Raw genomic sequence first — 24376 nt, 5'->3', positions numbered from 1 at the left:
GTTTCGGTCCTTTCGGCAGCGCGGCTCCATGCCTAGGGTGAATGGCGTCGAGGTCTGTCCTCGTGGGCGCCGGTGTCTCCAGTGCACCGTGCTGCCCGAGTCTCACGTCGGAAGGAACTGTGTTCAGTGACCACAGAGGCATACATCTACGAAGCCATCAGAACACCGCGAGGTAAGGGCAAGAACGGGTCGCTGCACTCGGTCAAGCCGATCTCGCTGGTCACCGGGTTGATCGACGAGCTCCGCCGTCGTTTCCCCGACATGGACGAGGATCGCATCTCCGATCTGATCCTGGGCGTCGTCTCGCCCGTGGGAGATCAGGGTGCCGACATCGCCCGTACCGCGGTGCTCGCCGCGAAGATGCCCGACACGGTCGGCGGCTTCCAGCTCAACCGTTTCTGCGCGTCCGGCCTCGAAGCCGTCAACCTCGCCGCGCAGAAGGTGCGGTCGGGCTGGGACGAGCTCGTCATCGCCGGTGGCGTGGAGTCGATGTCCCGCGTTCCTATGGGATCGGACGGCGGCGCGTGGGCCATGGACCCGCAGACCAACTACGACACCTACTTCGCCCCCCAGGGCATCGGCGCCGACCTCATCGCGACGATCGAGGGCTTCACCCGTGAGGACGTCGACGCGTACGCCGCGCAGTCCCAGGAGCGCGCTGCAGCCGCATGGTCGGGTGGCTACTTCACCAAGTCCGTCGTGCCGGTCACGGACCAGAACGGTCTGCTGATCCTCGACAGTGACGAGCACATGCGCCCCGGCACCACCGTCGAGTCGCTCGGCAAGCTCAAGCCGGCCTTCGAGGGCATCGCCGCGATGGGCGGGTTCGACGACGTCGCGCTGCAGAAGTACCACTGGATCGAGAAGATCGATCACGTCCACACCGGCGGTAACTCGTCGGGCATCGTCGACGGTGCGGCCCTGGTCGTCGTCGGCAGCGAGGACGCCGGCAAGTCGATGGGCATGACGCCACGCGCTCGCGTCGTCGCGACCGCCACCAGCGGCGCCGACACCACCATCATGCTGACCGGGCCGACGCCCGCGTCGAAGAAGGTGCTGGCCGCGGCCGGCCTGACGGTCGACGACATCGACCTGTTCGAGCTGAACGAGGCATTCGCCTCCGTGGTCCTGCGCTTCCAGCGCGACCTGAAGATCCCGGGCGAGAAGCTCAACGTCAACGGTGGCGCCATCGCGATGGGCCACCCCCTCGGTGCCACGGGCGCCATGATCACCGGCACCGTGCTCGACGAGCTCGAGCGTCGGAACGGCCGCTACGCACTGATCACCCTGTGCATCGGCGGCGGCATGGGCGTGGCCACCATCATCGAGCGAGTCTGAGGAACAGCATGAGTGACAACATGATTCAGTGGGACCAGGATGCCGACGGCATCGTCACCCTGACGATGGACGACCCGAACCAGGGCGCCAACACGATGAACGAGCTCTACAAGACCTCGATGGGCGCCACGGTCGACCGCCTCGAGGCCGAGAAGGACTCCATCACCGGTGTCGTCGTCACCTCGGCGAAGAAGACCTTCTTCGCCGGTGGCGATCTCAAGAACATGATCAAGGCCGGCCCCGCCGACGCCCAGCAGATCTTCGACGAGGTGCAGACGGTCAAGTCGCAGCTGCGTCGGCTCGAGACGCTCGGCAAGCCTGTCGTGTCCGCGATCAACGGCGCCGCACTCGGTGGCGGCCTGGAGATCACGCTGGCGACGCACCACCGCATCGTCGCGGACGTTCCCGGTGTCCAGCTCGGCCTGCCCGAGGTGTCGCTGGGTCTGCTGCCCGGCGGCGGCGGCGTCACCCGCATCACCCGCATGATGGGTATCCAGAACGGCTTCATGTCGGTGCTGTCCCAGGGCACGCGATTCCGCCCGGCCAAGGCGCTCGAGCTCGGTCTGGTGCACGAGGTCGTCGGCAGCGTCGAGGAACTCGTTCCCGCTGCGAAGGCATGGATCAAGGCCAACCCCGAGGGCGGCGTCGCCCCGTGGGACGTCAAGGGCTACAAGATCCCCGGCGGCACACCCTCCAATCCCAAGCTCGCTCAGATCCTTCCGGCGTTCCCGTCGAACCTGCGCAAGCAGATCAAGGGCGCGCCGATGCCGGCACCGCTCGCGATCCTGTCCGCCGCGGTGGAGGGTGCGCAGGTCGACTTCGACAACGCGTCCACCATCGAGTCGCGTTACTTCACGTCGCTCGTCACCGGCCAGGTGTCGAAGAACATGATCCAGGCGTTCTTCTTCGACCTGCAGGCGATCAATGCCGGCAAGTCCCGCCCGGACGGCTACGAGAAGACGCAGTTCACCAAGGTCGCCGTGCTCGGCGCCGGCATGATGGGCGCGGGCATCGCCTACGTCTGTGCCAAGGCCGGAATCGACGTCGTCCTCAAGGACGTCGAGCAGGCGTCCGCAGACAAGGGCAAGGCGTACTCCGAGGCCATCGAGGCCAAGGCGCTCTCACGCGGCAAGACCACGCAGGAGAAGTCGGACGCGCTCCTCGCGCGGATCCACCCCACGGCGGACCCGAAGGACGTCGAGGGCGCCGATCTGGTCATCGAGGCAGTCTTCGAGTCGCAGGACCTCAAGCACAAGGTCTTCCAGGAGATCGAGGACCTCGTCGCACCCGATTCGCTGCTCGGCTCGAACACCTCGACGCTGCCCATCACCGGTCTCGCGACGGGTGTCAAGCGCCAGGAAGACTTCATCGGAATCCACTTCTTCTCGCCCGTCGACAAGATGCCGCTGGTCGAGATCATCCGCGGTGACAAGACCTCGGATGCCGCTCTGGCCAAGGCATTCGACCTCGTGCAGGCCATCAAGAAGACCCCGATCGTCGTCAACGACAGCCGTGGCTTCTTCACCTCGCGCGTGATCGGCACCTTCATCAACGAGGCCATCGCCATGCTGGGCGAGGGCGTCGAGCCCGCGACCATCGAGCAGGCCGGTCTGCAGGCGGGCTACCCGGCGCCGCCGTTGCAGCTCTCCGACGAGCTGACGCTGACGCTGATGCAGAAGATCCGCAAGGAGACCTACGACGCGATCGACGCAGCCGGCGGAACTCCTCCCGAGGATGCCGCGGGCGCGGTCATCGACAAGATGGTCGACGAGTTCGAGCGTCCGTCGAAGGCCAAGGGCGCCGGCTTCTACGAGTACGTCGACGGCAAGCGCACCGGCCTCTGGTCGGGTCTGCGTGACGCCTTCAAGTCGGGTACCTCGGAGTCGTCGTTCGAGGACCTCAAGGAGCGCATGCTCTTCATCGAGGCGATCGAGACGCAGAAGTGCTTCGACGAGGGCGTGCTGAACACGACGGCCGACGCCAACATCGGCTCGATCTTCGGTATCGGCTTCCCGGCGTGGACCGGTGGCGTGCACCAGTACGTCGTCGGCTACGAGGCCGCGGACGGCTCGATCGGCAAGGAGGCGTTCGTCGCCCGTGCCGAGGAGCTGGCCAAGCAGTACGGCGAGCGGTTCACTCCGCCTGCGTCTCTGCGCTAGTCACGAGTACACGACAGCCCCGCACCTCCTGGTGTGGGGCTGTCGTCGTCTCAGCTCAGGACGCGCGCGGCGAAGTCGAGTGATGCGGGCATGGAGGCCATCAGGGTGCCGATGTGATCGGGCGTCGGAAAGGTGACCAGCTGGAAGTCCGTACCGGCAGCGGTCATCCGGGCCGTGTGGACGAACGTGAGCGGAGCCGGAACTGTCTGATCGGAGAGGCTCTGAGTCACGAGGAGCGGCCGGTCGTAGCCACTGACGGGGACGGCCTGCATCTGCTCGAGCACGGGGGCCAGCGGCGTCAACGGGCGCGTGAGAAGCTCCCCGAACTGGGCCGGGTGCGCCGACCGATAATCGCGGAACTCGGTGCCGCACAGCGTGGTCGCAGCGTCGAGATACTCGACGCCCTTCGGCGTCAGGTACTGCCGGACGTCGAGTTCCGGACGCTGGTCCGCCAGTCCGGCGAGAGTGTAGAAGACGTAGCCGAGAAAGCCGCTGGGGACGACCGGCGGGAGAACCGGACCGACCAGCGGGAGCACGGTGTCGAGCCCCGTCGGGCCGGCCACGGACACGGCGCCGCGGAAGTCGAGGTCCGGTGCGCGGGTGGATGCCGCTGCGGCGGTGAAGAAGGACGTGTTGCCGCCCTGGGACAGGCCGGTGGTGATCCATTCCGGCGAGAGCCGATCGCCGAGCATCGTGTGTGCTGCGCGGACGATGTCGATCGCGTTGGCACCGGCGGCGGGTCCGTCCAGATAGGCGTGCACACCCGGAGTCCCCATGCCCGCATAGTCGGTGGCCACCACGGCGTGGCCGGCGGCCAGCCACGCCTCGATCGCCGGACGCTCGTACTGCGCGGTGCCCGTCGCCGACGGCGCACACGAGTCGGCGACACCGGTGGTGCCGTGGGCGTAGGACACGACCGGCCATCCGTCGGCGGGAGCATCGCCTGTCGGCACGAACACTGTGCCCGTCGACTCCCCGGCCTGCTCGGCCGTCCGCAGCGTGGAGTAGCGCACCACATAGCTCTCCGCGGCGCCGGCGGGTGCCAGCGCGGGATCGAGCGCGGTGCTGGAGAGCACCGTGCCCGCGGCCGTCTCGGCGGACGCGGGAGCAGGGACGAGAAGGACGGACGACGCGAGTGCGACGCACGCGACGAGGACCGGTGGACAGAATCGTCGGGGAAGAGAAGTCACGGACAGCAGTCCATCATGTCGAGCGGCGTCCGTGGTGTGTCCCGTCGCGACGATGTGTCTCGTCACGAGAACGGGCCCGACGCGGCATCAGGGGACTAGGTTCGACACGTGAAGACTCCCGTTGTCACCGTCATCGGTGCCGTGATCGCCGTCATGGGCCTGCTGTTCAGCCTCCAGGGATTCGGGGTGATCGGTGGCAGTGCGATGAGCAACACGACCACCTGGTCGATCCTCGGCCCCGTCATCCTGATCGTCGGAGTGGCGATCGTGGTGGTGAGCAGGCGCCGAGGGGTCTAGTCGGAGAAACGCCTGCGCAGGTCGACCTTCACGACCTTGCCGCCGGCGTTGCGGGGGAGCGCCTCCACCAGCACCAGGTGGCGCGGGTGCTTGTAGTGCGCGAGGCGTCCGTCCAGCCAGCCGACGAGGTCGGGAAGCGTGAGGTCCGGCTCGTCGGTGCCGCGCTGCGCGACGACGGCGACGGGCACCTCACCCCAGCGGTCGTCCGGGCGGCCTATCACTGCTGCCTCGAGGATTCGGGGGTGGGAGAACAGCACGTTCTCGACCTCGGCGCAGTAGATGTTCTCGCCGCCGGAGATGATCATGTCCTTCTTGCGGTCGACGACGAAGACGAAGCCCTCCTCGTCCTGACGCACCAGGTCGCCGGAATGGAACCAGCCGCCGTGGAACGCGTCCGACGTGGCGGCAGGGTTCTCCCAGTACCCGTGCATCAGCGTCGGCCCGCGATAGACGATCTCGCCGATGTCACCTCGCGGGACGTCGACCATGTCGTCGTCGACGACCCGAGCCTCCACCGTGGCGACGACGCGTCCCACGGACCCGAGTTTGCGGAGTGCGTCGCCGCCGTCGAGGACGCAGGTGATCGGCGACATCTCGGTCTGACCGAAGACGGCCACGGTGAGGGCGTCGGGGAAGGTCTGCGACATCGCCCGCAGGACGGTGTCCGACGCCGGCGCCGCACCCCACGAGATCACTCGCAGCGACAACGTCCTGGGGCGGCGCGCCTGTTCCGCGCAGACCGCCTGCCACTGCACCGGCACGAGGAACAGGGTGGTCACCGCCTCGGCCTCGAGGACGTCGAGCAACGCGGCCGGATCGAACGCGCCGACGGGGTGGACGACGGTCGGGATGCCGAGCTTGAGGCTGGGGGCGATGCTGCCCAGGGCGGCGATGTGGAACATCGGTGACGCACAGAAGTTGATCTCGTCGACTCCGTACATCTGCAGGGCGCGAATGCAGGTCAGCGCCTGAGCCTGCATGTTGGAATGAGACAGCACAGCGCCTTTGGGACGGCCGGTCGTTCCCGAGGTGTACATGATCAGAGCCGGTGCGTCGTCCGGGACGTCGGTGTCCGGCGCGGGCGCGCCCTCGCGGATCAGAGCCTCGTAGGTGTCCCCGTCTCCGCCCACCACGATCGAGTCCGCGACGCCCACCGCCGCGGCGAGCGGCGCCAGAGCGTCCTCCACGACGATGAGGCCGGCGCCGCTGTTCTGCGCGAGGTAGGTGATCTCCGGGGCGCTCATCCGAAAGTTGACGGGCACGGCGATCGCACCGACGGCATTGATGGCGAGCACCGATTCGATGTACTCGGGCCGGTTGAGCATGAGGATCAGCACCCGGTCCCCGGCCGTCACGCCACGGTGGGACAACCCGCCGGCGAGTGCGTCGACACGATCGCAGAGGCCGCGCCAGGTGTGCGTCGTCCCGCCGAAGCGCAGCGCCACGCCCGCGGGATTCATCAGTGCGTGTCGTCGTACCTGGTTGTTCCAGTTGTCCCGCCGTGCACGTCCGGGCTGCGACTGATCCGCCATCTCGGGTGTCCTCTCGTGGAGTCGCACCCACTCGGGTGTCGACAGTCCCCGTGATTCGACACCCGAGACGGCGTCCGTGTCAGTGGATCAGCCGATCCACCAGGGCCGCAACGGAAGACGCGCGTCGTTGTTCTCGTCGAGCTTGACGGCGAGTACCTGGTGCAGCTGGACCACGTTGCGCTCGAAGCCCAGGCGTGAGCCCGCCATGTAGAGGCCCCACACGCGCGCGGTGCCCTCACCGACCTCCGCGACGCAGGCGTCCCAGTTGTCGACGAGGTTGCGGCACCAGTCCCGGAGCGTCATCGCGTAGTGCTCGCGCAGGTTCTCCTCGTGACGCACCTCGAGGCCCACGTCCTGCATCTCGGAGATGATGCGGCCGGATCCCGTCAGCTCGCCGTCGGGGAAGACGTAGCGGTCGATGAAGCCGCCGGCCCGCGCCGACGAGCGGTTGTCCGGGCGGGTGATGCAGTGGTTCAGGACGCGGCCACCCGGGCGCAGCTTGCCCTTGATGAACTCGAAGTACGCCGGGTAGTTCGAGACGCCGATGTGCTCGGTGAGGCCGATCGACGACACGGCGTCGAAGTCGCCCTCGACGATGTCGCGGTAGTCGCTGTGACGCACCTCCGCGAGATCGCTCAGACCGTCGGCGGCGATGGCGTTCTGCGCCCACTCTGCCTGCTCGCGCGAGAGCGTGGCGCCGATGACGTGGACGCCGCGACGGGCCGCGTAGCGCACCATCGAGCCCCAGCCACAACCGATGTCGAGCAGTCGGTCGCCCGCCTTCAGGTTCAGCTTCTCGAACACCAGGCGGTACTTGTTCTCCTGCGCCTCCTCGAGCGACGCCTCGAGAGTCGGGTAGGCGGCGCAGGTGTAGGTCATCGACGGGCCGAGCACGTACTCGTAGAACGTGTTCGACACGTCGTAGTGGTGGTGGATGCTCTCGGCGTCCCGAGTCTTGCTGTGCCGCAACCCCTCGGCGATACGACGCCAACGTGGGAGAGATTCCTGGGGCGGGGGAGCGATGGGACGCAGCAACTCCCATCCGAGAGACCGGGTGACGGTCGCCAGTGCGCGCGCGGACGGACGTTTGAAGTGCAGGTCGTCGCCCAGCATCCGGAGCACGTCGTACGGGTCACCCGGGTGGGCGCCCTCGATCTCCAGATCGCCCGAGACGTAGGCGCGAGCCATGCCCAGGTCGCCGGGGGCGGTCGCGAGGTAGGTGGTGCCGCGGGGTGAGGTGAGCCTGAGCCCGTACTCGGAATCCTCGGCACCGGCCGTACTGCCGTCGTACGCCGAGAATCGAACGGGCAGATCACCTTCGGTGAACTGCTCGAGAATCTCGGCGATGGAGAGTTTGGGGGAACCGCCGGACAGGCCGGGGTTCCGTTGATCCTTGAATGTCGTCATCGACGATGCACCGCCTTCGAATACAGATCCAACAACCGCGAATCGGGGTCGTACTTCTCTTTGAGTCGGCGGTAACCGTCACCGCCGTAGAGGGCATCGAACTCGGCCCTGTCGTAGAACGAGTCCGAGTAGAGGGACTTGTGACCGTCGAACTCGGTCACCTTCTTCTCGATCCGACGGTTGGCTGCCCCGTCGGGTTCACCGGGGACCACGGGCACCGACGACCAGAAGCCGACGTTGACGTAGGTGCGGTGAGGTTCGAGCGGGTAGAGGGGCCACCCGCGTACTCCGGCGTCGGAGTCCTGCGCGTCGGCGTACCCGTCGGGTTCGCGAAGTCGCAAGGGACACAGCCACAACGGCTCGATCGGGATCTCGTCGAGGAACCACGAGACGAACGCGGCCGTGTTCTCGATCGGCACCTCGATGTCCTGCACGACGCGCTCGCGGATCGGGTTGCCCTTGCGCTTCTCGAGACGGTCGGCGATGTCGTACTTCTGGTCGAGCGCGATCAGCTTCCAGTAGAAGCTGCTGCGCAGGTACTTCTTCGGCCAGAGACGTCGGATGCGCGGGTTCTGCGCACCGAAGGCGCGCGAGCACCAGAACCAGTCGGTGTCCCACCGCCACAGGTAGTCGCGCACCGTCAGGCGGTCCGTTCGCGGCGCGGTGCCGTCGTGCTGGATGGACCGGTAGAAGATCGCCGAGTCGGTGTAGTCGCTCACCGGTCCCGGCTCGTCGGTCTGCCGGCCCAGGGTCAGATAGGCCTCGGTCCCGGAGAACACCACCCCGTCGAGGTAGTCGACGCGGTCACCCTCGTACTCCCGGTCCGCGACGATGCGCGCCATGACCGTCTGCACCGACTCGAGGTCGTGGAACCGGACGTGGCGCAGGGCGACGTAGGGAAGGACGGGCTCGAGTTCGATGCGCAACCGTGACGAGTAGCCGAGGGTGCCGTAGGAGTTGGGGAACCCTCGGAAGAGGTCGCTGTACTCGTTGTCGGGAGTGGCCGTGACGACGTCACCCGATCCGGCGAGAATGTCGATCTCGAGGACGGACTCGTGCGGAAGGCCGCTGCGGAACGACGTCGACTCGATGCCGAGGCCGGTGACCGCGCCGCCGAGCGTGATCGTCTTGAGCTGCGGCACCACCAGGGGAGCGAGCCCATACGCCAGGGTGGCGTCGACGAGGTCCTCGTAGGTGCACATTCCCTGCACGTCGGCGGTCATGGCGTCGGGGTCGACCGAGATGACGCCTCCCAACCCGGAGACGTCGAGTCCGGGGGCGGAGTTCTTCGGCCTGGCCCGGAAGAGGTTGGAGGTCTTCTTCGCCAGGCGGACGGTCGCGTCCCGGGGAATGGCACGGTAACTGGCCAGAAGCCGTTCCACACCCGCCCGATGTCCCGCTTGTCCGATCTCGTGCGGACGGTTGCCGCCCCCGCCGGGTTCCCGCGCTCCCCCGAGCGCCGCATCGACTGTCTGAGCCACGCGAGAACGCTATACGGAGGTTGTTCGCAACGCTATGGAAGGTGCCTCCCGACGAGGAAACTTCACACGATCGTTGCGCTCGATTCGCCCGGGCGTGGACGTGAAACAATGAATGTCACCGTCCGTCCCACCCCGACATCAGGAGTTCTCCCCGTCATGGCCAAGGTCAGCGCGAGCAGTTCCCTCACCATCAGTGCGGCTCCCGACAAGGTCCTCGCGGCACTGTCCGACTACGAGACGGTGCGTCCGCGCATCCTGCCCGAGCAGTACCGCGACTTCGCGGTCGTCGAGGGTGGGCAGGGCGACGGCACCGTCGCTCGCTGGGTCCTTCAGGCGACCGAGAAGCGCTCGCGGAACGTGCTCGCGACCGTGTCGGTGTCCGGCGCGACCGTCACGGAGAAGGACGCCAACTCGTCGATGGTGACCACGTACCTCGTCGCCCCGAGCGGTAGCGGGTCGTCGGTCACCACCACCACGGAGTGGACGGGCGCCGGCGGTGTCGGCGGCTTCTTCGAGAAGACGTTCGCGCCCCTCGGACTGAAGAAGATTCAGGCGCAGCTCCTGCAGAACCTCTCGCGCCAGGTGGAGTGAGGCACGCGGCTACGCTCGACCGACACGATCTCGTCACCACTTCGGAAGGACACCCGCCGTGCAACCCGGTGAACAGCCCGACATGTCCCAGCTGCTGCAGCAGGCCCAGCAGATGCAGCAGCAGTTGATGGCAGCCCAGGCGGAGATCGCCGCGACGGAGGTCACCGGTCGCGCCGGCAACGGTCTCGTCGTGGCGACGGTGAAGGGCAGCGGCGAGGTGGTCGGTCTGACCATCGACCCCAAGGTCGTGGATCCCGACGACGTCGAGACCCTGCAGGACCTGATCATCGGTGCGATCGCCGACGCGTCCCGCGCCGCGGGTGAGGTCGCGTCGCAGAAGCTCGGTCCCCTCGCCGGCCTGGGCGGCGGCGGACTCCCCGGCCTGCCCGGCTTCTAGAACCGGGTCGAGAAGCGTGTACGAAGGTCCGGTCCAGGATCTGATCGACGAGCTGGGCAAACTTCCCGGTGTCGGACCGAAGAGCGCGCAGCGCATCGCCTTTCATCTGTTGGGGGTCGAGGCGCCCGAGATCGACCGCCTGCAGAAGGCACTGCAGCGCGTCCGCGACGGGGTGCAGTTCTGCATCGTCTGCGGCACCGTCTCCGACAAGGAACTGTGCCGCATCTGTGCGGACCCGCGCCGCGATCGGACGAAGATCTGCGTCGTCGAGGAACCCAAGGACGTGCAGGCCGTCGAACGCACCCGCGAGTTCAAGGGGAGATACCACGTGCTGGGCGGCGCGCTGGATCCGCTGAGCGGGGTCGGTCCCGATCAGCTGCGCATCCGGGAGTTGCTCACCCGTATCGGCAATCAGGAGGACGGCGTCGACGTCTCCGAGGTGATCATCGCGACCGACCCCAACACCGAGGGGGAGGCGACGGCCACCTACCTGCTGCGCATGATGCGTGATTTCCCCGGCCTGTCCGTCACCCGGCTGGCCTCCGGACTGCCCATGGGCGGCGACCTCGAGTTCGCGGACGAGCTCACGTTGGGCCGTGCGCTGTCCGGCCGCAACGTGATGAACTAGCGCTCGAGCCGATAGAGGCGCTCGGGTCGCCCCACGTTGCCGTAGTCGAGCGAGACGGTCACCCGGTCGACGTCGCTGAGGTACTCCAGGTAGCGGCGAGCGCTCGACCGCGACATCCCGGTCCTCTCGGCCATCGTGCTCGCCGAGGTCTCGCCTGGATTCTCCCGCAGTTGGTGCTCGACCATGGCCAGCGTCTCGGCGCTCAGGCCCTTGGGGAGCCGTGTCGCGGTCCCGCGCACTCCGAACGCCTTGTCGACGGCGTCCTGCTCCGCCTCGTCGATCGCGGCCAGCGACTCCCGTGTGCGGCGGTAGTGCTCGAGGCGCTCCTGCAGTGCCTGGAACTTGAACGGCTTGATCAAGTAGTGCACGGCGCCCGCGCGCAGTGCCTTGCGCACCGATTCGGCCTCGCGCTCGCTGGTGATCACCAGGACGTCGAGGTCGGGGATGATCTCCCGGAACGGGCCGATGAGATCGAGCCCGGTGACGCCGGGCAGATGGACGTCCAGCAGCACCAGATCGGGACGGGTGGACTCCACCTTCTCCAGCGCTTCCTGCGCCGTGTGCGCCACCCCGCACACCTCGAATCCGGCCACCTTGGTGACGAAACCGGTGTGCACCCGCGCGACCATGAAGTCGTCGTCCACCACCAGCACCCTGAGTGTCATCGCGTCCTCCCCCCGGATCCGGTGACGGCCCGGAAGACCGTCCACCGCCTACCGTCCTCGACTCTGTCACTCACGCCGACCTCACCGCCGCGTCGGCGGCACACGACACGCACGAGGGCGAGGCCGAAACCGTGCCCGTCGAGCGACGTCCCCTTCGTGCTCCACCCCTGCTCGAACACGCGATCCGCATCCTCCGTGCCGATGCCGGGGCCGTTGTCGGCCACCTCGACCTCGATCCCGTCCGCGTCCGCGACGATCCGGACGCGCACCACCGCGTCCACCGACTGCCCCTCGAGGACTGCGTCCACAGCGTTGTCGACGAGGTTGCCGACGACGGTGCAGAGGTCTCGGGAGGCATCGTCGTCGAGTCGCGGGAGGTGTGAGGCGTCGTCGAGTGCCACGGTCACCGAGCGGGCCGCGGCGGCGCCGATCTTGGCGATGAGCAGCGCGGCGACCCCGAGATCGTCGATGCGGTCGGTCACGGTGGACGTGAGGCGCTCACGATGCTCGGTGATGCCGTCGACGTACCGCTCCACCTCGTCGTACTCACCGAGCTGGACCAGTCCCGAGATGGTGTGCAGCTGGTTGTCGAACTCGTGGATGTGCTCCCGCAGTGCCGTCGAGCTGGTGCGGCTGATGTCGAGTTTGCTCTGGACCTCGCTCAGTTCGGTGCGGTCACGGAACGTGGTCACCGTGGCCACCTTCCGTCCCGACGCCTCGATCGGCACCGTGTTGAAGACGAGGATGCGATCTCCGGTGAGGACGAGCTGGTCGCCGTCGTCGCTCGGGTGACGCAGGACGTCGAGGACCCGGTCGTCGAGTCCGAGCTCCTCCACCCGCCGGCCCACACCGTCCTCGTCGAGGCCGAGCATGTCGTGTGCGCTGCGACTCAGCAGGACCACCCGACCCGACGGATCCAGCGCCACCACGGCCTCCTTGAGGCCCTCGAGCATCGCCTGCCGCTGGCGCACCAGGTCGACGATCTCCCCGGCCTCCATTCCCATGGTCTGCCGCTTGACGCGTCGGGCCAGCAGGATCGACCCGACAGCGCCCAGAACGGAGGCCACGGCAAGGTAGATGACGAGGTCCGGGGTCGCCTGCGCGAGGCGCTCCCACACCGACGGGTACTCGCGGCCGACGATCGCCACACCGACGATGCGGCCGTCGGCATCGAGCACCGGGACCTGTGACTGCACGGACGCGTCGGGGGACACCGCGGTGTTGGCGCTCGTCTCGGCGAGACCGGTCCAGGATCGGCCCGTCCGCGCGCCCGCTCCCTCGGCCGCCGATTCCTGTCCCACCCGCGACGGGTCGGTCGCGACGACGATGATGCCGTCGGGGTCCGTCAGTTGCGCGTAGTCCAGACCTGAGACGGCCCGCACCGACTCGACCGCACCCTGCAGCGCCGTGCGGATCCGGGGCTGGGCGGAGGCGAGCAGTTGTCGCACGGTGGGACTCGCGGCGAGGTTCTCGGCAGCCGACTGGACGCGCAGACCCTGTTCGCGCTGGAAGGTCGCCGACGCCTGGGCCAGCGACAACCCGCTGATGACGACGAGCACCGCGACGATGATGAGAAGCTGCAGTGCGAGCAGTTGCGACGAGAGGGTGCGGCGTGTTCCGAAGATGCGCAGTCGCCGCCCGATCACGAGGTGAACCGTACCGCCGGGCGAGCGCGGAATTCGTGCATCTGCGTGCGCTGCGGACGCTCACAATGAACACAATCCCGTTTGTGCACCAAAGGGTGACCACAGTCACAGGATCCGACACAGTGAGACCGTGCCCATGAACCGACGCCTCCGCATCAGCGCTCTCGCAGCGTTGCTCGCGGTGCTCTGCACGGCGACCGCGTGCAGTGCGGGGGTGTCGGCCATGGTGACCGGGGCGGAGGAGCCGGGACTTCGTGTCATCGCTCCGTCGGTCGCCGGTGGCGGTTACGACCTGACCGCTCGCAGTCTGGCCCGAGGTTGGGCCGCGGAGGGCGTCGTGGTGGACGACGTCCTCGTACTACCCGGATCGGGTGGTGTCGTGGGACTCAATCGTCTCGCTCTCGAACAGGGCAACGATCGACTCCTGCTGGTGATGGGGCTGGGTCTGGTGGGCGCACTGTCCACCACCCCGTCCGATCACGAGATCGCGGACGTCACCCCGATCGCCCGACTCGTCACCGAACCCGAGGTCGTCCTGGTGCCGGCAGCATCCCCGCTGCGGACTCTGGACGATCTCACGAACGCCTGGCGACAGGATCCCGCGGCTCTGCAGTTCGCCGGCGGCTCCGCGGAGGGTGGGCCGGACGGGTTGTTCCGGACGCAGCTCGCCCGCACCGTCGGTGTCGACCCGCGAGCATCCGAGTACCGCGTCTTCGACGGCGGCGGCGAGTTGCTGCCGGCCCTGTTGACGGGCGAGGTCGACGTCGCCACCACCGGCGTCAGCGAATATCTGGACCAGATCGCGTCCGGTACGGTCCGGGCGCTCGCCGTCTCGAGCTCCGAGCGCGTCGACGGCATCGACGCGCCCACTCTGCGGGAGCAGGGAGTCGACCTCGACTTCGACAACTGGCGCGGCATCCTCGCCCCGCCGGGACTGCCACCGGAGCGCGTCGACCGCCTGATCGCCGACGTCACAGCACTGGTCGGGTCGCCGCTCTGGCAGGAGATCCTGGCGCAGAACGGGTGGCGGGACGCGCTGCTCACCGGAGACGACTTCGCGTCGTTCCTCCGCGAGCAGGCCGACCTGGTCCGCTCGACCATCGATCCACCCACCGACGGCTGACGCCGCACACCTCCGTACTGCGCCACACCTGTGCCCGCAGCCTGCCTCGACACACCCTGCACTGATCGAACCCTGCACTATTCGAACAACGAGGAGTAGTAACCATGTTGGTGATACTCGGCTTCCTCATGGTTGCCGCTTTCATGTTCCTGATCCTGACCAAACGAGCGACCCCGGTGGTCGCCCTCATCCTGGTCCCGGTCATCTTCGGCCTGTTCGCCGGCGCTGGGCTCGGCATCGGCGACATGATCACGGACGGCATCAAGTCGCTCGCCCCCACGGCAGCGCTGCTGTTCTTCGCGATCATCTTCTTCGGCATCATGATCGACGTGGGTCTGTTCGACCCGCTGGTGCGCGGCATCCTCCGCCTGGTGCGCAACGATCCGATGAAGCTGGTCGTCGGCACCGCGGTGCTCGCCATGGTCGTGTCCCTCGACGGTGACGGCTCAACCACGTTCATCATCGTGACGTCCGCGCTGCTGCCGCTCTACCTGAAACTCGGTGTCTCACCGGTCATCCTGACGGTCGTCGCCGGCCTCGCCAACGGCACCATGAACATCATTCCGTGGGGTGGCCCGACCGTTCGCGCCGCGTCCGCACTGGGCATCTCGCCCTCCGACGTCTTCATCCCGATGGTCCCGTCGATGATCGCCGGCCTGATCATCGTGCTGCTCTTCTCGATCCACCTCGGCCTCATGGAGCGTCGCCGCCTCGGCTCGCTGATCTACGACACGGAGCTGGTGGGCGCCGGCGTCGGCACCGACGGCACCGGAACCGGAAACGGCAAGACCCGTCGCAGTACCGGAAGCGCCGACATCACCACCGGCGACGACGAGAACGACGGCAAGGCCGGCCAGTTCATCGACGGCCTGGACCCCAACCGCGACACTCTGCGTCCGAAGCTGCTGTGGTTCAACGCGATCCTGACCGTCACGCTGCTCGTGATCCTGGTCATGGACATCCTCCCCATCCCGGTGCTGTTCATGATCGCCGCCTCCATCGCGCTCACGTTCAACTTCCCGAAGGTCAAGGAGCAGGGCGAGGCCATCGCACGCCACTCCGCCTCGATCGTCTCCGTCGTCGCCATGGTGCTCGCAGCTGCCGTCCTCACCGGCGTGTTCTCCGGTACCGGAATGGTCGAGGCCATGGCCGAGTGGCTCCTCGGCGTCATCCCCGACGCGATGGGACCGTTCCTGGCCGTCATCACCGGAATCCTGTCGATCCCGTTGACGTTCTTCATGACCAACGACGCCTTCTACTTCGGCATCCTCCCGGTCCTCACCGAGACCGCCGCCCAGTACGGCATCGAGCCGGTCGAGATGGCCCGCGCCTCCATCACCGGACAGCCCGTCCACCTGCAGAGCCCGCTGGTCCCCGCCATCCTGCTGCTGGTCACCCTGGCCGGCGTCTCGCTCGCCGACCACCACCGCAAGGTCCTGTGGCGTGCCACCGTCGTCTCCCTGACGATGCTCGCCGTCGGCGTCCTCCTCGGCCAGATCCCCTTCGGCTGATCAGCATCCACCAGAGAGAGGAGTCACCGACATGAGTGTCGCCGTCGTGCACAACAGTTCCGAGGAAGGCCGCAAGGCACTCGGATCGGCAGTCCAGCAGGCCCGGTCCGCAGGAACCGAACTGGTCGTCCTCCACGCCTTCTCCGGATCCGCGGATCCCTCCTCGGAGGCGAAGGAGACCACCGCCGTCGAGGACTCGATCCGTACGTCGCTCGCCGCGCTCGGAGAGTCCGAGGCGCAGTGGACTCTCGCTGCGGCCCAGCCCGATCCGGACGCGACCACCACACTGCTCGCGCTCATCGACAAGGCGGACGCCGAGCTGCTGGTCGTCGGGTCGCGGCATCGGTCGGCCGTCGGCAAGTTCCTGATGGGACAGGCCGTCCAGCGCCTGCTTCTCGAAACACCGGTACCGGTGCTGCTCGTCAAGTCGTGAGCGGAGGTCGTACCGTCGCTGTGAGCGCCACCCGCTGGGTGGCGCTCACAGCCGTGTCCGTGGCCGGATGGTTCGCGCTCGACGCCGTCGGCCTGACGGCGCCGTCGTTGTTCGCGGCACTGGTGGTGGCGGTGGTCTTCGCCCTCACCGGACTGGGGCCGCGCGCCGTCCCGCGCGCGGGATCCATGGCGGCGCAGGGAACGTTGGCCGTCACCATCGGTCTCATGGTGGATGTCGAGACGCTGAGTGCGCTGGGGGACAACTGGTTTCCCGCGGTCGCCATCGGGATCGCGACGCTCGTCGTCAGCGCCGGCTGCGGTGCACTGCTCGCACTGAACAAGGATGTCACCGCGGCCACCGGGATGCTGGCGCTGATCGCGGGCGGGGCCACCGGTCTCGTCGCGACAGCGAGAGAGCTCGGCGGCGACGAACGTGTGGTCGCGGTGGTGCAGTACCTGCGGGTGGCACTGGTGGTGGTGACCATGCCTCTGGTGGTCACGTTCGTGTTCCACGCCGACACCCACTCGGTCGCGGCGGCCGCACCCGACGAAGATGCGCTGCCGTGGTGGGTGGGTCTGCTGTTCCTGCTCGGCGCTGTTCTCGTCGGCATCGCGGTGGGGCGGCTCGCGCGGCTTCCCGCACCGGCCACGCTGGGTCCGCTGATGGTGTCCGGCGCCTGCGCGCTGCTGGGCTGGCCCGTGGGCATCGAGGTTCCCATGATCGTGCTGCCACTCGCGTTCCTGGTCATCGGATGGCAAGCGGGACTGGCGTTCACGATGTCGAGCCTGCGCCTGATCGGCCGACTCTTCCCCTACGCGTTCGCGCTGGTGCTCGGCATCGGCGTGATCTGTGCGCTGCTCGGATGGGCGCTGTCCGCGTGGACCGGGACCAGCCTGCTCACCGGCTACCTGGCGACGACCCCCGGCGGGTTGGCGGCAGTGCTCGCGGTGTCCGCGTCCACCGGGTCCGACGTCACGTTCGTGGCGTGCGTGCAGCTCATCCGGCTGGTCTCGATGCTCGTGGCGGCACCGCTCATCGCCCAGCTCCTGATGCGCCGGGCGGCGCGGAGGCCGGCCGAGGATCCGGTCTCGGTCTAGCGGCGCAGACGCTCGGTGCGCAGCTGCTCGACGTCGGCCAGGTGCAGCGGCTCGAGGGAGTGACCCAGAGCTGTCTCGAGCAGATGGTCCGCCAGTTCGGGATTGCGGGCCAGCGCCGGTCCGTGCATGTAGGTGCCGATCACCGAGCCCTGCACGACGCCCTCGTTGCCGTCGCCGACACCGTTGCCGATGCCGTGCTCGACGCGCGCGAACGGTGCGGCATCGGGACCGAGAGTCGTACCGCCGCGGTGGTTCTCGAAGCCGGTCAGCGTCTGGGTCAAGCGGTCAGACACCGGGCGGGTGATGACCTCACCGATCGACCGGGTCTCCTGCGGCGCCGTGGTGACGTTCAGCATCGAGACACCGTCGACGCGTTCGCCGGAGCTCGTCTCGTACCACTCGCCCAGCACCTGGATCGCCGCGCAGATGGCGAGCACCGGTGCACCGCGCTCGGCGGCGCGCTGCAGTCCGGGGTAGCGCGCGAGGTGCTTCGTCGCGAGTCGCTGCGCCGAGTCCTCCGCTCCGCCGAGCACGTAGACGTCGAGGGACTCGGGCACCGGATCGGCGAGGGTGATCGACACGATCTCGGCGTCGAGTCCGCGCATCAGCATGCGCTGGCGCAGGACGAGCGCGTTGCCGCTGTCGCCGTACGTGCCCATGACGTCGGGCAGGACGAGCCCGATACGGAAATCAGACACCGGGTGCCTCCTTCGCGGTCTCGCGCGCCAGCGCCCGGCCGAGGTCACGGAAGGCCGTGTAGTTCGCCAGGACCTCCACGCGCCCGGGTGGGCAGGAGGCGATGGCCCGCAACGGGTTCGGCACCACGGTGTGGTCGGCTCCGGCGTACGTCAGGCGAACTCCCAGGTCGGTCGCACGTTCACCGGCCGCCACCACCGTGGTGTTCTCGAAGTGCTCGAACCGCACGTCCCACAGCCACGACAGGTCCTCGCCGTCGGGCACCTGGCCGTTGACGGCGATCACCAGGCCGTCGGCGGCCGGGTCGATCATCGACAGTGCTTCCTGCCATCCGGCGGGGTTCTTGGCCAGCAGCATGCGCACGGTGTGGGATCCGTACTGGATCGAGCTGTAGCGGCCCGCCACCTCGTCGACCGCGGACACCGCGGCGACGGCCTGCGCGGGATCGGCGCCCATCGTGACCGCGGCAGCGACGGCCTGCGCCGCGTTTCCGCGGTTGGCCCGGCCGGGCAGCGTCAAACTCATGGGGAGCACGAGACCGTCCGGGCCGTACAGGTTCTCGTCGTCGAGCCACCACTGCGGCTCCGGCCGCGAGAACTCCCGCCCGCTCTCCAGCAGACCTGTGCTGCGCCAGTGCGTGCCGTTCCACTCGATGGGTTCCCCGGTGCGGGGGCAGCTGACCGAGTCGCCGACCCACCCGCCGCCGGCGGCCACCCACACGGTCCGCGGAGCGTCGTACGCCGCGGACGTCATCAGCACGTCGTCGCAGTTGGCGACGACGACGGTGTCGGGATGGGCGACGATTCCCGCGCGGAGCTTGCGCTCGATCATGTTGATCTCGCCGACGCGGTCGAGCTGATCGCGGCTGAGGTTCAGCAACACCAGGACCTCGGGGTTCACGGCGTCGCACACGTGCGGGACGTGCAGCTCGTCGACCTCGAGGGCCGCCAGCGGCGCGGTGCGCCGTGAGTTCAGCGCGGCGACGATGCCCGCGTCCATGTTGGCGCCGTCGGCCTGCGTCGCCACCTCGCCCAGTGTCGCGAGCGCCGCCGCAGTCATCCGGGTGGTGGTCGACTTGCCGTTGGTACCGGTGATGACGGCCGTGCGTCGATTCGCGCCCAGGCGCGACATGAGGGCCGGGTCGATCTTCAGCGCGACGAGACCGCCGATCATCGATCCCTTGCCGCGACCGGCCTTCTGCGAGGCCCACGCGGCCGCGGAGGCCGCCGACAGTGCCAGGCGTCCGCGGGCTCCGAGGTGCCGTCTGCTGCTGTCGATCATGGTGTCCGATCCTCCCACACGGGAAGGAACTCAGGACGCCCCGAGGATCCGTTCGATGTCGTCGAGCACGGCCTGTCCGCCGCGAGGTCCCACGCCGGTGATCCAGTACGACTGGTCGACGAGGTGCGGATTCGGGAACGCCGTCGTGTTCGACGTGACGGGCGTGGGCATCGACGCCGGATCGTCCGGTGTTGCCGACGTCACGACCACGAGATCGGCGCGGGCCTCCGTCGCCAGTTCGGGGGAGACGTCGACACTGATCTCGTTCGACCACTCCGGGCGGGGCGGCGTGGTGAACCCGGCGCACTCGAGGGTGCTGCCCGCGAAGGACAGCGGTCCGTAGAGCGTGAGCTCCTCGTTGCGTGGCCGGATGAGCTGCGCCGTCGACCCGGCGGTGTCGAACCTGTCGGCGATCTCGTCGCACCGCGCGTCGTACTTGCCCAGCAACGGCTCCGCGTCACGTCCGAGGGCGCGCCCGACGAGGCGGACGTTGTCCTGCCACGGGTCGCTCTGCGACGCCATGAACACCGTCGGAGCGATCGCGGACAACCGCTCGTACAGCTCCGAGTGGCGCGTCTCCGTTCCCAGGATCAGGTCCGGCTGCAGAGCCGCGATGGCCTCGACGCGAGGCTCCGCGACGGTGCCGACGGTCTCGATGCGCGACGCCTCGTCGCCCAGATACGGGGGCACCCCCGTCGCCTCGCTCAGCACCGACGTGCCCACCGGAACGACGCCGAGCGCGACACTCGTGTCGAGCTGGACGGGTTCGAGAGTGACGACTCGCAACGGCGACGAGGGCACCTCCGTGTCCCCGCGCGCATGGGTCACGGTCCGGGTGCTGTCCGCGGCGTCCTCGGCTGTCGCATCGGTCGAACACGCCGAGGCCACGAGGGCCGTCGCGGCGAGCAGGGTCGCCAGGACAGTACTTCTTCTTCCGAACACGCTTGCCGAGCCTCCGTCACAGTGATGGTGAGGGGACCCTAACCGACGGTGGCTCCGGACGGGGGAGTCACGATCCGGGGCTCGGTCGGTGTGGTCGTCGCGGATCGCGGCGAGCGGCTCAGACCCCACGTGCAGCCGCCGATCACGACGGCCGCACCGACGAGGGAGAGGACGCTCGGCGTCTCGTCGAGCACGAGCCAGGACGCACCGATGCCGACGACCGGGACCAGCAACGAGAACGGCGCGACGACGCCGGCGGGGTAGCGGCTGATCAGGACGGTCCACAGTCCCGAGCCGGCGATCGTGCCGATGACCACGATGTAGGCGAGCCCGATCAACCCGGAGAACTGCCCGGCCGACACCACGTCGCCGATGGCGGTCCATCCCGTGGTCGGACCCTCGACGACGGCCGACAACGCGAACATCGGCAGCGGGGGAACCACCGTCATCCACAGCATGAGTCGCATCGGCTCGACGGGAACGCCGGAGGCCGGTCGAGATGCTCGTGTCGCCAATCGGTTTCCGAGATTGCCGAAGGCCCAGCTGAGGCCTGCCAGCAGCGTCAGCAGCACGGGCAGGAGGGTGGCGTTGTGGGCGCGATCCCACCCGATGAGGATCATGCCCCCGACGGCGATGCCGATCCCGATCCACTGGCGCGGCCCGACCTTCTCCCGCAGCAGCAGCGCGCCGAGAACGACGGTGAACGGCGCCGACGACTGGAGCACCAGCGAGGCCAGGCCGGTGGGCATGCCGGCGTTCATCGCGGCGAAGAGGAACGCGAACTGCAGGAGGCCGAAACCCGTGCCGTACAGCAGGAGCCAGCGCACCGGCACGGTCGGTCGGCGGACGAAGAGGACGACCGGAACGGCGATCACCGCGAACCGCAGGGCAGCGAAGAAGAACGGCGGGAACTGGTCGAGCCCGGCGCGGATGGCGAGGAAGTTCAGTCCCCAGACCACCACGACGATCAGTCCGAGCAGGCGGTCGCGAGTGGTCATGACCTCGAGTGTTCCGGGTGCGACTGCTAAGAACAATCGAATTGTGGTGACCGGTAGCTGTAGCGTTGCTACATGAATGTCGACCGGTTGCGCGTCTTGCGGGCGCTGGCGGATCGCGGCACTGTCGCCGCGGCCGCCGACGCGCTGTCGATGACACCGTCCGCGGTGTCGCAGCAGCTCAAGGTGTTGGCGAGGGAGGCGGGCGTCGCCCTGCTCGAACCCGACGGGCGCCGCGTGCGGCTCACCGCGGCGGGACGCGCGCTGCTTCCTCACGCCGACGACGTGCTCGCCGCCCTCGACCGGGCGTCGGAGGAGATGGCGTCGTACCGCGGCAGCGCACGCGGAACCGTTCGACTGGCGCTCTTCCCCTCGGGCGCCGCACTGTTGCTGCCGGGGGTTCTGGGCCGGCTCACCGAGGCGGGTGTGGATGTCGACGCCCGGGACGAGGACGTGCCTGCGTCGGCCGTGCCGGCGTTGCTCGCGGACTACGACGTGGTGCTGACGCATCGGGACGAGCGCGCACCGAGCATCGCGTCCGAGCGGGTGGAGGTGCGTTCACTGATGCGCGAGCCCATCGACCTGGTGCTGCCGCCGGGGCACCCGCTGGCGGAGCGTGATGCCGTCGACATCGAGGATCTGGCGGACGAGCGGTGGATCAGTGTCCGCGGAGGGTTCCCGGTGGACGACGTGCTGCTCTCCATCGCGACGGTCACCGGGGTGGCGCCGCGAGTCAATCTGCGGATCAACGACTTCCGGCTCATGGAGGAGCTGGTGGCCCACGGCCACGGGATCGCGCTGATGCCGCGCCACGCCTCGACGCACCCGGGTGTCACGCAACGCCGGTTGGCCGGGGTGCGCGCGGCCCGCATCTACGACCTGGCGACACGACCCCGCGCCGCGGAGCGTCCGGCCGTGCGGGCCGTGGTGGACGCGTTCGCGGCGCGGGTCGCGGAGGTCACTGCGTGACCCGTGCGCCTTTTGCGTATTCCTGGATGCGCAGAAGGCGCACGAGGGCTACGCCCCGGATCGTGCCGCCCGGTTCACGGCCGAGACCACGGCGCGCAGTGATGCCGTGGTGATGGAGGTGGCGATACCGACACCCCACACGATGGTCTCGCCGCCGCCGGGCAGCCGCACGGCCGCCTCGACGTAGGCCGCGGCCTGGGCGTCGTCGCCGGCGGACATGGCGTGCTCGGAGTAGTCGAGGACGCTGACGTCGTACCCGATGGAGCCCAGCGCGTCGACGAAGGCGGCGAGTGGACCGTTGCCGTCGCCCGTGATCTCCTGCTCGGCGCCGTCGACCTTGACGATCGCGGAGATCGAGTCGATCCCGCCGTCCTCCTCGGCCGCGGTGACGCGCTGCCGGATGCGCTCGAGGGGAACGATCGGGGCCAGGTACTCCTCGGAGAACACGTCCCACATGGCCTTGGGCGATACTTCGCCGCCCTCGCCGTCGGTGACGCGCTGCACGGCCGAGGAGAACTCGATCTGCAGTCGGCGCGGCAGCACCAGACCGTGGTCCGACTTCATGATGTAAGCGACGCCGCCCTTGCCGGACTGCGAGTTGACGCGGATCACGGCCTCGTACGTGCGGCCGACGTCCTTGGGGTCGACGGGCAGGTACGGAACCTGCCACAGCACGTCGTCGACGTCCTGATCCTGTTCGTCCGCAGACACTTTCATCGCGTCGAGGCCCTTGTTCACGGCGTCCTGGTGGCTGCCGGAGAACGCGGTGTAGACCAGGTCGCCGCCGTACGGGTGGCGCTCGTGGACGGGCAGCTGGTTGCAGTACTCGACGGTGCGTCGGATCTCGTCGATGTTGGAGAAGTCGATCTGCGGGTCGACTCCGCGAGTGAAGAGATTGAGGCCCAGCGTGACCAGGCAGACGTTGCCGGTGCGCTCACCGTTGCCGAAGAGGCAGCCCTCGATGCGGTCGGCGCCGGCCTGGTAGCCCAGTTCGGCTGCGGCGACGCCGGTCCCGCGGTCGTTGTGCGGGTGCAGGCTCAGCACGATCGAGTCGCGACGTTCGAGATTGCGGTGCATCCACTCGATGGAGTCGGCGTAGACATTGGGGGTCGCCATCTCGACGGTCGCGGGCAGGTTCAGGATCATCGGGTTCTCCGGTGTGGGAGCGATGATCTCGGTGACCGCGTCACAGACCTTCTTGGCGTACTCGAGCTCCGTGCCGGTGTAGGACTCGGGCGAGTACTCGTAGCGCCAGTGCGTGTCGGGGAACTTCGTCGCCTCCTCGAGCACCTTGCGGGCACCGTCGGTCGCGATCTTCTCGATGGCGTCGCGGTCCGCGCGGAAGACCACGCGGCGCTGCAGGATCGACGTGGAGTTGTAGAAGTGGACGATGACGCTGCGGGCGCCCTCGCACGCGACGAACGTGCGCTCGATCAGTTCCGGCCGGCACTGGGTGAGCACCTGGATGGTGACGTCGTCGGGAATCGCACCGTCCTCGATGATCTCGCGGACGAAGTCGAAGTCGGTCTGGCTCGCGGACGGGAAACCGACCTCGATCTCCTTGTAGCCCATACGAACCAGCAGTTCGAACATGCGGCGCTTGCGCGCGGGGCTCATCGGGTCGATGAGTGCCTGGTTGCCGTCACGCAGGTCCACGGCGCACCACTGGGGTGCGCGATCGATGACCTTGTCCGGCCAGGTGCGGTCGGGGAGGGTGAGCGGTTCGACCTCCTCGGCGAACGACCGGTACCGGAACGTCGGCATCGACGAGTTCTTCTGGGTGTTCCACGAGGGCTGATCGGCGGGCGCAGGCTTGGTGGGGGTAGTGACCGTGCGTGAGCCGGATACGAAAGCGTCGGCGGGTGACATCGATGATCTCCGTTGTGAGGAAGGGGACGACCGGCGCCGAAAAGACCCGCGACAGGGAGCCGGTCTGTGAATCAGACCCCGTCGCGGCGACGAAGGAGGAGGGCGAACCCGGCGCCGAACATGCGGGTC

Annotated in this window: 22 protein-coding genes; 11 read left to right on the top strand and 11 right to left on the bottom strand. The window is 68.3% G+C overall.

Annotated elements, in window-relative coordinates; translation table 11 throughout:
* Positions 1 to 126: 126 nt before the first annotated feature.
* Both OG947_RS10025 and OG947_RS10020 read left to right on the top strand, forming a co-directional pair.
* Positions 127 to 1338, top strand: a complete 1212-nt coding sequence (locus OG947_RS10025) for an acetyl-CoA C-acetyltransferase (RefSeq protein WP_027506628.1) — start codon at positions 127 to 129, stop codon at positions 1336 to 1338.
* An 8-nt stretch (positions 1339 to 1346) separates the two neighbouring features.
* A complete protein-coding gene (locus tag OG947_RS10020) occupies positions 1347 to 3497 on the top strand; it encodes a 3-hydroxyacyl-CoA dehydrogenase NAD-binding domain-containing protein (RefSeq protein ID WP_328813828.1) in 2151 nt (716 codons plus the stop codon).
* A gap of 50 nt (positions 3498 to 3547) precedes the next feature.
* On the opposite strand, the gene OG947_RS10015 is transcribed toward OG947_RS10020, so the two are convergent.
* Entirely contained in the window at positions 3548 to 4687 is a 1140-nt protein-coding gene (locus OG947_RS10015) for a lipase family protein (RefSeq protein WP_328813827.1), read from the bottom strand.
* 108 nt (positions 4688 to 4795) lie between these two features.
* On the opposite strand from OG947_RS10015, the gene OG947_RS10010 reads away from it, so the two are divergent.
* On the top strand, positions 4796 to 4984 hold the full coding sequence (locus tag OG947_RS10010) for a hypothetical protein (protein WP_027506631.1): 189 nt from the start codon (positions 4796 to 4798) through the stop codon (positions 4982 to 4984).
* Here the strand turns inward: OG947_RS10010 and fadD5 are convergent.
* From fadD5 to OG947_RS09995, 3 genes are all read right to left on the bottom strand, one after another.
* On the bottom strand, positions 4981 to 6516 hold the full coding sequence (gene fadD5 / locus OG947_RS10005) for a fatty-acid--CoA ligase FadD5 (RefSeq protein ID WP_222638978.1): 1536 nt from the start codon (positions 6514 to 6516) through the stop codon (positions 4981 to 4983). The genes OG947_RS10010 and fadD5 overlap by 4 nt on opposite strands.
* An 87-nt stretch (positions 6517 to 6603) precedes the next feature.
* The gene (locus OG947_RS10000; protein ID WP_328813826.1) at positions 6604 to 7923 is read right to left on the bottom strand and encodes a class I SAM-dependent methyltransferase; all 1320 of its coding nucleotides are present in this window, start codon (positions 7921 to 7923) and stop codon (positions 6604 to 6606) included.
* Positions 7920 to 9332: an FAD-binding oxidoreductase gene (locus OG947_RS09995; RefSeq protein ID WP_328814004.1), complete on the bottom strand. Its 1413-nt coding sequence runs from the start codon at positions 9330 to 9332 to the stop codon at positions 7920 to 7922. Before OG947_RS09995 ends, OG947_RS10000 begins: the two co-directional genes overlap by 4 nt.
* A gap of 228 nt (positions 9333 to 9560) precedes the next feature.
* Between OG947_RS09995 and OG947_RS09990 the strand changes: the two genes are divergently transcribed.
* Genes OG947_RS09990 through recR form a run of 3 tightly spaced genes read left to right on the top strand, consistent with a single transcriptional unit; the run spans position 9561 to position 11020 of the window.
* A complete protein-coding gene (locus tag OG947_RS09990) occupies positions 9561 to 9995 on the top strand; it encodes an SRPBCC family protein (protein WP_027506635.1) in 435 nt (144 codons plus the stop codon).
* 58 nt (positions 9996 to 10053) lie between these two features.
* A complete protein-coding gene (locus tag OG947_RS09985; protein WP_204869622.1) occupies positions 10054 to 10392 on the top strand; it encodes a YbaB/EbfC family nucleoid-associated protein in 339 nt (112 codons plus the stop codon).
* A 16-nt stretch (positions 10393 to 10408) separates the two neighbouring features.
* On the top strand, positions 10409 to 11020 hold the full coding sequence (recR, locus tag OG947_RS09980; protein ID WP_027506637.1) for a recombination mediator RecR: 612 nt from the start codon (positions 10409 to 10411) through the stop codon (positions 11018 to 11020).
* Here recR and OG947_RS09975 read toward each other — a convergent pair.
* Together OG947_RS09975 and OG947_RS09970 are read right to left on the bottom strand one after the other, a co-directional pair.
* Positions 11017 to 11685, bottom strand: coding sequence for a response regulator (locus OG947_RS09975; protein WP_056444251.1), 669 nt, complete (start codon positions 11683 to 11685; stop codon positions 11017 to 11019). The genes recR and OG947_RS09975 overlap by 4 nt on opposite strands.
* Entirely contained in the window at positions 11682 to 13331 is a 1650-nt protein-coding gene (locus OG947_RS09970) for a sensor histidine kinase (protein WP_328813825.1), read from the bottom strand. Before OG947_RS09970 ends, OG947_RS09975 begins: the two co-directional genes overlap by 4 nt.
* Positions 13332 to 13467: 136 nt before the next feature.
* Here OG947_RS09970 and OG947_RS09965 point away from each other — a divergent pair, with 136 nt between their 5' ends.
* The 4 genes from OG947_RS09965 (at position 13468) to OG947_RS09950 (ending at position 17495) form a co-directional block, all read left to right on the top strand.
* Entirely contained in the window at positions 13468 to 14454 is a 987-nt protein-coding gene (locus OG947_RS09965) for a Bug family tripartite tricarboxylate transporter substrate binding protein (RefSeq protein WP_328814003.1), read from the top strand.
* A 104-nt stretch (positions 14455 to 14558) separates the two neighbouring features.
* Positions 14559 to 15965, top strand: coding sequence for a CitMHS family transporter (locus tag OG947_RS09960; RefSeq protein WP_027506641.1), 1407 nt, complete (start codon positions 14559 to 14561; stop codon positions 15963 to 15965).
* Between the two features lie 31 nt (positions 15966 to 15996).
* Positions 15997 to 16398 carry a universal stress protein gene (locus OG947_RS09955; protein WP_027506642.1) on the top strand — a complete coding sequence of 134 codons (402 nt, stop codon included), beginning with the start codon at positions 15997 to 15999 and terminating at the stop codon, positions 16396 to 16398.
* A gap of 20 nt (positions 16399 to 16418) precedes the next feature.
* Positions 16419 to 17495 carry an AbrB family transcriptional regulator gene (locus OG947_RS09950; RefSeq protein ID WP_328813824.1) on the top strand — a complete coding sequence of 359 codons (1077 nt, stop codon included), beginning with the start codon at positions 16419 to 16421 and terminating at the stop codon, positions 17493 to 17495.
* On the opposite strand, the gene OG947_RS09945 is transcribed toward OG947_RS09950, so the two are convergent.
* From OG947_RS09945 to OG947_RS09930, 4 genes are read right to left on the bottom strand one after another with little or no spacing between them, the layout of a single operon-like run.
* Positions 17492 to 18193 carry a type 1 glutamine amidotransferase gene (locus OG947_RS09945; RefSeq protein ID WP_222647549.1) on the bottom strand — a complete coding sequence of 234 codons (702 nt, stop codon included), beginning with the start codon at positions 18191 to 18193 and terminating at the stop codon, positions 17492 to 17494. The genes OG947_RS09950 and OG947_RS09945 overlap by 4 nt on opposite strands.
* Entirely contained in the window at positions 18186 to 19472 is a 1287-nt protein-coding gene (locus OG947_RS09940; RefSeq protein WP_307096670.1) for a Mur ligase family protein, read from the bottom strand. Before OG947_RS09940 ends, OG947_RS09945 begins: the two co-directional genes overlap by 8 nt.
* A 30-nt stretch (positions 19473 to 19502) precedes the next feature.
* Positions 19503 to 20414, bottom strand: coding sequence for an iron-siderophore ABC transporter substrate-binding protein (locus OG947_RS09935; protein WP_328813823.1), 912 nt, complete (start codon positions 20412 to 20414; stop codon positions 19503 to 19505).
* Positions 20415 to 20452: 38 nt separating this feature from the next.
* The gene (locus tag OG947_RS09930; protein ID WP_285187000.1) at positions 20453 to 21412 is read right to left on the bottom strand and encodes an EamA family transporter; all 960 of its coding nucleotides are present in this window, start codon (positions 21410 to 21412) and stop codon (positions 20453 to 20455) included.
* 72 nt (positions 21413 to 21484) lie between these two features.
* Here OG947_RS09930 and OG947_RS09925 point away from each other — a divergent pair, with 72 nt between their 5' ends.
* Positions 21485 to 22378 (top strand): LysR family transcriptional regulator, encoded by an 894-nt coding sequence (locus OG947_RS09925; protein ID WP_328813822.1) that lies wholly within the window; start codon positions 21485 to 21487, stop codon positions 22376 to 22378.
* A 48-nt stretch (positions 22379 to 22426) separates the two neighbouring features.
* On the opposite strand, the gene leuA is transcribed toward OG947_RS09925, so the two are convergent.
* Positions 22427 to 24247 (bottom strand): 2-isopropylmalate synthase, encoded by a 1821-nt coding sequence (leuA, locus tag OG947_RS09920; protein WP_027506649.1) that lies wholly within the window; start codon positions 24245 to 24247, stop codon positions 22427 to 22429.
* Positions 24248 to 24376: the final 129 nt, after the last annotated feature.

It is taken from the genome of Rhodococcus sp. NBC_00297 (genome assembly GCF_036173065.1).
Classification (GTDB): Bacteria; Actinomycetota; Actinomycetes; order Mycobacteriales; family Mycobacteriaceae; genus Rhodococcoides.
This window is presented reverse-complemented; position numbering and strand designations above follow the sequence as displayed.